We start from the raw sequence: 6235 nt of genomic DNA, 5'->3' as shown, positions 1-6235 counted from the left end.
TTTATAGTAGTTCTCACTACTTTTAATTGTTGGAATCAAATGATTCCATACACAATTTTTGGTTTGTCTTCTTTGTTCAGTTTTCAAAGGTCTATCTCGTTGCTTTGTTAGCAACTCATATATCATATCATCTTCATACGACGTTTGTCAACAAAATGTTTTAAAAAGTTTTTTGTTGTTTTATACAAACGATGTTGTTTTGACGACTTGAATATCTTATCACTTGGCTTGAGTTGTTGTCAACAAGAATTTAAAATTTCTTTTTATCTCGTTGTCGCCCTCAACAAGCAACTTATGTATATTAACTCAAGTTTAGAACTAAGTCAATAATTATTTCCCAATAGTATTTAACGCACGATGTCGTATCCGCTATTGGATATTTATACTATCACCCTATTCTATCAAAGTCAATGGTTTCGGATTAAAAACATTTGACTGATTTTACCTTCTCAAATTTCAAATTAAGAAAAAAGCCGTGAAGTTCTCTCCACGACTTGTTTTCTATCCATATTTCCCCTAGAAGTTTTTCTCTAACAAGTAGGAGAAATCTGTATCACCAATTTTCTCTACAAGTAAGACTCCATCACCTAGAGGTAGGACAGAGGTTTTTAAGTTTGGATGACCTACCACTTCTTCTAAAAGGAGATTTAATTTTTTATGGATTTTCCGCACACGTTTTGGAATGGTATCCAATTCATTAAAGACTGTACCGCCTTGGAAGATATCGTCAATCATCAAAATGCCGCCTACTTCTAGTCGGTCCATGATTAACGGGAAGAAGTCGAAGTATTTTGCTTTCGCTGAATCTAATAAGGCAAAGTCATATTTAGCTTCTAGAGTGGGCAATATATCTTTGGCGTCACCTTCATGGATAGTCACTTGGTCTGCTACACCTAATTTTTCAAAGTTGACTTTAGCAGCAGCAATCATTTTGTCATAACGATCAATGGTATCTAAGCTTCTTTCAGGGTGGTCATAAACCATTAGTGATCCGGAGAATCCGATGGCCATACCAATTTCTAGAATTTTCTTTGGTTGTTTAATACTTAATAGAAAATCTAAGAAAACTGCTGTTTCATGAGGAATTACTGGTACGCGGTTTTCATGGGCGTAATCTTCTAATTCTTTTAATGGTGCTGGAAAGTCGTTCTGTCCAGTACGCATGAAGTTCAATACGCCTGCTTCTACTACTGGGCGGTCCATCATTTCATTTTGTAATACTTTTTCTTTAGTCTCATTTACTTCGTTTGATTCAGTCATATTTACTCCTTTAGTTGAAAAAAGTCCGGAAAGATTCCGAACTTTTTAATGCTATTTATTTTCTTCTTCTACTTCTTCTTCAGCTAATTCATCGATATCCAACTTCTTAACTTGGATACCACGGATACGCCCGTTTTCAACTGCAGTGGTCATTAGCTTATAATTTTCGATTCGGATCACTTCTTCTGCTCGGTCTTCAGGGAAGTAACCTAGAATTTCAATCATGTAACCTGCAATGGTATCTGACTCATCGGATTCTACGCTTGTTTTAAATAATTGGTTGAACTTATCGATTGGCATGATCCCGTTAATGATGTAAGTAGTTTCATTGATGCGTTTGTAAAGATGTGAAATTTCATCATACTCATCTTCAATGTCACCGACGATTTCTTCGATTAAGTCTTCTAGGGTAACTAAGCCAACTACACCATTATATTCATCTTTGATGATGGCTAGATGTTGGTGGTTTTTCTTAAAGTCGAATAATAAATCATCAATAAAGCTTGTTTCCGGTGCAAAGAAAGCTGGTTTAACAACGTTGGTGATTTCGATGTTTTCAAAACCTACTTTACGCGCTTCACGTAAAATATCTTTTGTATGGATAATCCCAACAATGTCATCTTTATCATCTTTAAAGACTGGCACACGAGAATATTGTGAGCTTAAAATTTCGTTTACGATTTCTTGGCTGTCATCTTCTATATCTACCATAAAGGTATCTGTACGAGGTGTCATTACCTCTCTAGCCAATTTAGTGTCCAAAGATAATACACCTTGCATCATTTGGAACTCGTCACTATCAATTACACCTTCACGACGTGAGGAATTAATAATCCCTTGAATTTCTTCACGAGTAAATTGTTGGCTGTCTTCAGAAAACTCGAGTGGAGTGATTTTCTTCAATATATTTGTTGATGCTGTTAGCAACCATACGAAAGGTTTGAAGAATGTTTTTAACACAGAAATAATACCAGCTGATTGTCGTGCATACGATTCAGGTACTTGTAAGGCTAATTGTTTTGGATATAACTCACCTAATACCAATGTAAAGTATGACAAGATTATGGTTACAGCTGCTGTAGCAATTGTCTCACCTGCTGGAACACCAGATAGATACGGTTCTAAATAAGAAACGAAGGTAGTAGACGCCGCTGCAGACGAGAAGAAACCAGCGAAAGTAATCCCTACTTGAATCGTTGATAAGAAATCATCAGAGTTTTCAAGAAGTTTCAATACTTTTTGGGATTTTACGTCTCCTTCTTCTGCCATGGTTTCTAGTTTTGAATGGTTCACCGATACAAAGGCCATTTCAGCCCCTGCCAGGAAGGCATTCACCAATGTTAAAATAATAATTAGTAATATCTGTCCACCTACGTTTGAGGCCCCAGGATCTCCCATAATGTCGAATTCTCTCCTTTGTTATATGTATGTACAATAATCTGATTTTAGTATACAACCCCTAGGTTTAAAAGGCAAGATTCAACTTATAAGTATGGGTAAAGATTGCCGACCTCATCCTGTTTTTAAGCTTTTGAACTAACTCTTTTGCAAAAAGACCGAACCCAACAAACTAAAGAAGTTGTATAGAAAGCAAACATCCCTCACTTTTACAAATTCTAATTCTGTTCAATCAAAAAAGGCCCCTCACGCATGCAAGCCCTTAAACATTTTAAAGATTTATATGATTATTATTTAGTTTTAGACCGGGTTGATACGGTTAGCGTATACGTCAGCAGAAGAGTAACAAGTATCTTCAAAGTCAGTGAATGAATCAACTAGGTCACCACCAGCTCCAGTGTTCGCTGCAATTAATACTGGATATTTGGAGTGGCCTTGCAATACTTTGTTTTGTTCGTAAACAACATCTGCGTCTAAATTATAGGGCTGTTTAGTTAAATCTACTTTAGCCATGTGTGATATTCCCCTTTAAAAATAAGCAAACGCTTACTTGATGCTTATAAACGTCTACAGATGTTTATTAATAAAATTATCATAACAATAATTTCAATAAATATAACTCCTCTAAAGGATTTTTCCTACTTTATTTCATTTTTTAAACATTTTTTGCAATGTTCTAACCTTACTATAATCTTTAGCATGATTTTGCCATTTTTATGATATAATGAGTTATGAATACAATGAAAGAGCGAGGTCATACATATGAACATCCGCGAGTTAAGTATTAAGAGAGAGGACGTTAAATATGTCACTGAGGCTAATACTTTACAAGAAGCCTTAGACATTATGAAAGAAAATAATTTCCGGTCCTTACCCATCTTAAGTCAGTCCGGAACGATGTATCGCGGAAACATTTATCGACAGCACATTTATAAGCGACTATTAAATGGTGAGTCTTTAGATGTATCTGTTACCCATCACTTAAAAAATGCGACAAAATACATCTATACCAATTCAACCCTTTTCCAAATAATTTTTGCTATTCGAGATCTACCCTATATTAGCGTTTTGAATGAAGACCATACCTTCTATGGAATCCTAACCCACCGTGCGTTTGAACGTGGTTTATTCAAGGCATGGTCGCTAGATGAAGATGGTTTTGTTTTAACTATTCAGGCAAACCAGGAAGATCAAGGTGCACTAGCAGTAATATCGCGAATTATCGGTCGTTTTGCATCTATCAACACGGTTGTCACAACCGTTGATCCTAAAACCGATTTATCCAATATCATCATTTCATTAAAAGGTGACTGTTCACATCAGTCGCTTGAGAAAATTATTACAAGGATTGAACGAAAGAATTATAAGATCCTTTCAGTGGGCAATACTAAATCAATTGCCTTAAGCTAAATACGATTCTACAAAAAAACCTAGCCCTTTGCCTGTTTTTAAGCAGTCATTGGACTAGGTTTTTATTTTATTTATGTGTTTGTAAGAATGGGTTAGTCGCTTTTTCCTGACCAATCGTTGTAATGCCACCATGCCCTGGTAAAACTTGGGTTTCATCCGGCAGGGTCAATAAATGACGCTTGATACCAGTAATTAATGTATCTTGGTCCCCGTGGTCTAAGTCGGTTCGGCCAATGGTTCCTTTGAATAAGGTATCGCCCGCAACGACAAAGCCGTCTTCCTCAAAAATATATACAACGGATCCTGGGGAATGCCCTGGTACGTGTGCGGTTTTAAAAGTGAAGCCAGCCACGGAGTGTTGCCCCATTTTATCCCAATAATGGGTACGAGTTTTAGGAACTCTGGTTTGCTTGTCTTTCAGCCAGTCGGCTTCAATAATGTGCTGCCAAACGTCGATGTTGTAGCGCTCACGGATGTCTTCTACTGCACCGATGTGGTCGAAATGGGCGTGGGTCAAGAGAATCGCTACTGGATTTAACTGGTTTTCTGCGATTAGTTGTTCGATTGTTTCTACTTGGTCACCAGGATCAATAATCAGTGTGTCCTTGTTGTCTTTGACGATAAAGTAAGGATGTTCTTGGACAGGTCCTACTGTTAATTGATATACATGCATGCGTTATCCCTCCACCTTTACTAGACGGTTATAATGTGTCTTTTCTCACATATTTTAGCAATCAACCATCTAAAGGACAAGCAATTAACCTTCCATCAATTTGCGGAAGTTTAGGCGCTTGTCTAAGTAGTAGAATAGTGGTGCGGTGATTCCCATGATGATGAGTTCACTTAAGAATATAGTAAAGTAAGTCAACCAGAATGGGAGTTGGATGACCCAGAATAATTCTAGCGCGATGATGAATATCATGACTGAGAATACCAGACTGATGATAATCATGCGTTGTTTGATGTCTTTAGCGAATCTGAATAGGTACTCGGCCACTAAGAATGATAGCAATGTATGTAGTGTCCCAAATACGATATCGTAAATACCTAGAGATGCTGAGAACATCAGGTTAGATAGGAATACCCCCAGTACCACGCCCCATTTGTAGTCTTTGTGGAAAACGGCTAAGTGGTTCAAGCCCTCTGATACGCGGAATTGTATGGCGCCGAATCCTACAGGTTGGACGAAATACATTAAAACGATGTAAATCGCGGTGATCATAGCTGAGTTCACCAATTTTCTTGTTTTCATAAAAATGCCTCCTAGTTTTTTTCTGTTGGATGGTTGCGAACAACAGTTATAAAAATACAGTAACTTTGACAATAATACAAGATAAGATAGCAGGCATTTACGCCTATCGTTACAGATTTATCACACCTTACTGAAAACATTAGTTTAGGTATCAAAAAAAGCAGTGACTGATTTTTGGTCAGTCGCTGCTTTTTTGATATGCTACTTATTCTTTATCTGAGTTTTTATCTGATTCTTGATTTAACTCTTGTTCAAATGAAGTGTCTTGTGTTTCTTGGTTGACCTCTTCTTCGAATAAATAACCTGTTTCTTCCACGTACTCTTCTCTTGATTCTACTTCTTCAACCACAATATTATCAGTTTGTTGGTCTTTGGCTTTCGACCGTTTGATCAAACGCGGGTTTACCCGTTTAGACCAGAAACCGCCATGGATATATTTGGCATCATAGGATAGGTAGAACGCTTTGGGGTCAATTTCATCAATAGTCCGGTGTAGATAGATTTCATTTGACCGCGGTGTCAGGATAGTTAAGATCAACCGGTCACCGTCACGGCCGTAACCTACTTGAATAGTGACACCATATCCACGTTCACGCAAAGCATTAGCTAGGGTATGGTCGTCATTTTGCACATAAACTTCGACAACTGAATAACCCAATGCGAGTTTGTTTTCAATCATCATTCCACAATAAATCCCAACACCGAAACCTAAGGCATAGGCAATTAGGTAAATCGGATTAGATAAATATTGCATTACCATAGATAATCCTAAAGTGTAAATTGTCACCTCTACAACAGCTATTACCGGCGCAATTTTTTGGTAACCACGTATGGCTAATAGAGTGCGTATGGTATTCAACATGATATATATCAGGTTGATGAGAAAGATTTGCAGTAATAAGCTCCAATCCATAG

The 6235-nt window shown here is 37.3% G+C and carries 7 protein-coding genes; 1 reads left to right on the top strand and 6 read right to left on the bottom strand.

Features of this window, described 5'->3' with window-relative positions:
- Positions 1-516: 516 nt before the first annotated feature.
- The 3 genes from ACUW85_RS06885 to ACUW85_RS06875 all read right to left on the bottom strand — a co-directional run bounded on the left by ACUW85_RS06885 (position 517) and on the right by ACUW85_RS06875 (position 3171).
- The gene (locus ACUW85_RS06885; RefSeq protein ID WP_149256643.1) at positions 517-1260 is read right to left on the bottom strand and encodes an O-methyltransferase; all 744 of its coding nucleotides are present in this window, start codon (positions 1258-1260) and stop codon (positions 517-519) included.
- 51 nt (positions 1261-1311) lie between these two features.
- On the bottom strand, positions 1312-2658 hold the full coding sequence (locus ACUW85_RS06880) for a hemolysin family protein (RefSeq protein WP_149256644.1): 1347 nt from the start codon (positions 2656-2658) through the stop codon (positions 1312-1314).
- A gap of 300 nt (positions 2659-2958) precedes the next feature.
- Positions 2959-3171, bottom strand: a complete 213-nt coding sequence (locus tag ACUW85_RS06875) for a hypothetical protein (protein WP_048728152.1) — start codon at positions 3169-3171, stop codon at positions 2959-2961.
- Positions 3172-3420: 249 nt separating this feature from the next.
- Here ACUW85_RS06875 and cbpA point away from each other — a divergent pair, with 249 nt between their 5' ends.
- Positions 3421-4068, top strand: coding sequence for a cyclic di-AMP binding protein CbpA (cbpA, locus tag ACUW85_RS06870; protein WP_149256645.1), 648 nt, complete (start codon positions 3421-3423; stop codon positions 4066-4068).
- A gap of 67 nt (positions 4069-4135) precedes the next feature.
- Here the strand turns inward: cbpA and ACUW85_RS06865 are convergent, their stop codons facing one another.
- The 3 genes from ACUW85_RS06865 to ACUW85_RS06855 form a co-directional block, all read right to left on the bottom strand.
- Entirely contained in the window at positions 4136-4741 is a 606-nt protein-coding gene (locus ACUW85_RS06865) for an MBL fold metallo-hydrolase (RefSeq protein ID WP_154837102.1), read from the bottom strand.
- An 84-nt stretch (positions 4742-4825) separates the two neighbouring features.
- The gene (locus ACUW85_RS06860) at positions 4826-5320 is read right to left on the bottom strand and encodes a QueT transporter family protein (RefSeq protein WP_149256647.1); all 495 of its coding nucleotides are present in this window, start codon (positions 5318-5320) and stop codon (positions 4826-4828) included.
- 205 nt (positions 5321-5525) lie between these two features.
- Positions 5526-6233, bottom strand: coding sequence for a DUF2179 domain-containing protein (locus ACUW85_RS06855; protein ID WP_048728161.1), 708 nt, complete (start codon positions 6231-6233; stop codon positions 5526-5528).
- Positions 6234-6235 lie beyond the last annotated feature (2 nt).

Source organism: Aerococcus sp. 150760013-2 (genome assembly GCF_053627715.1).
This window is presented reverse-complemented; position numbering and strand designations above follow the sequence as displayed.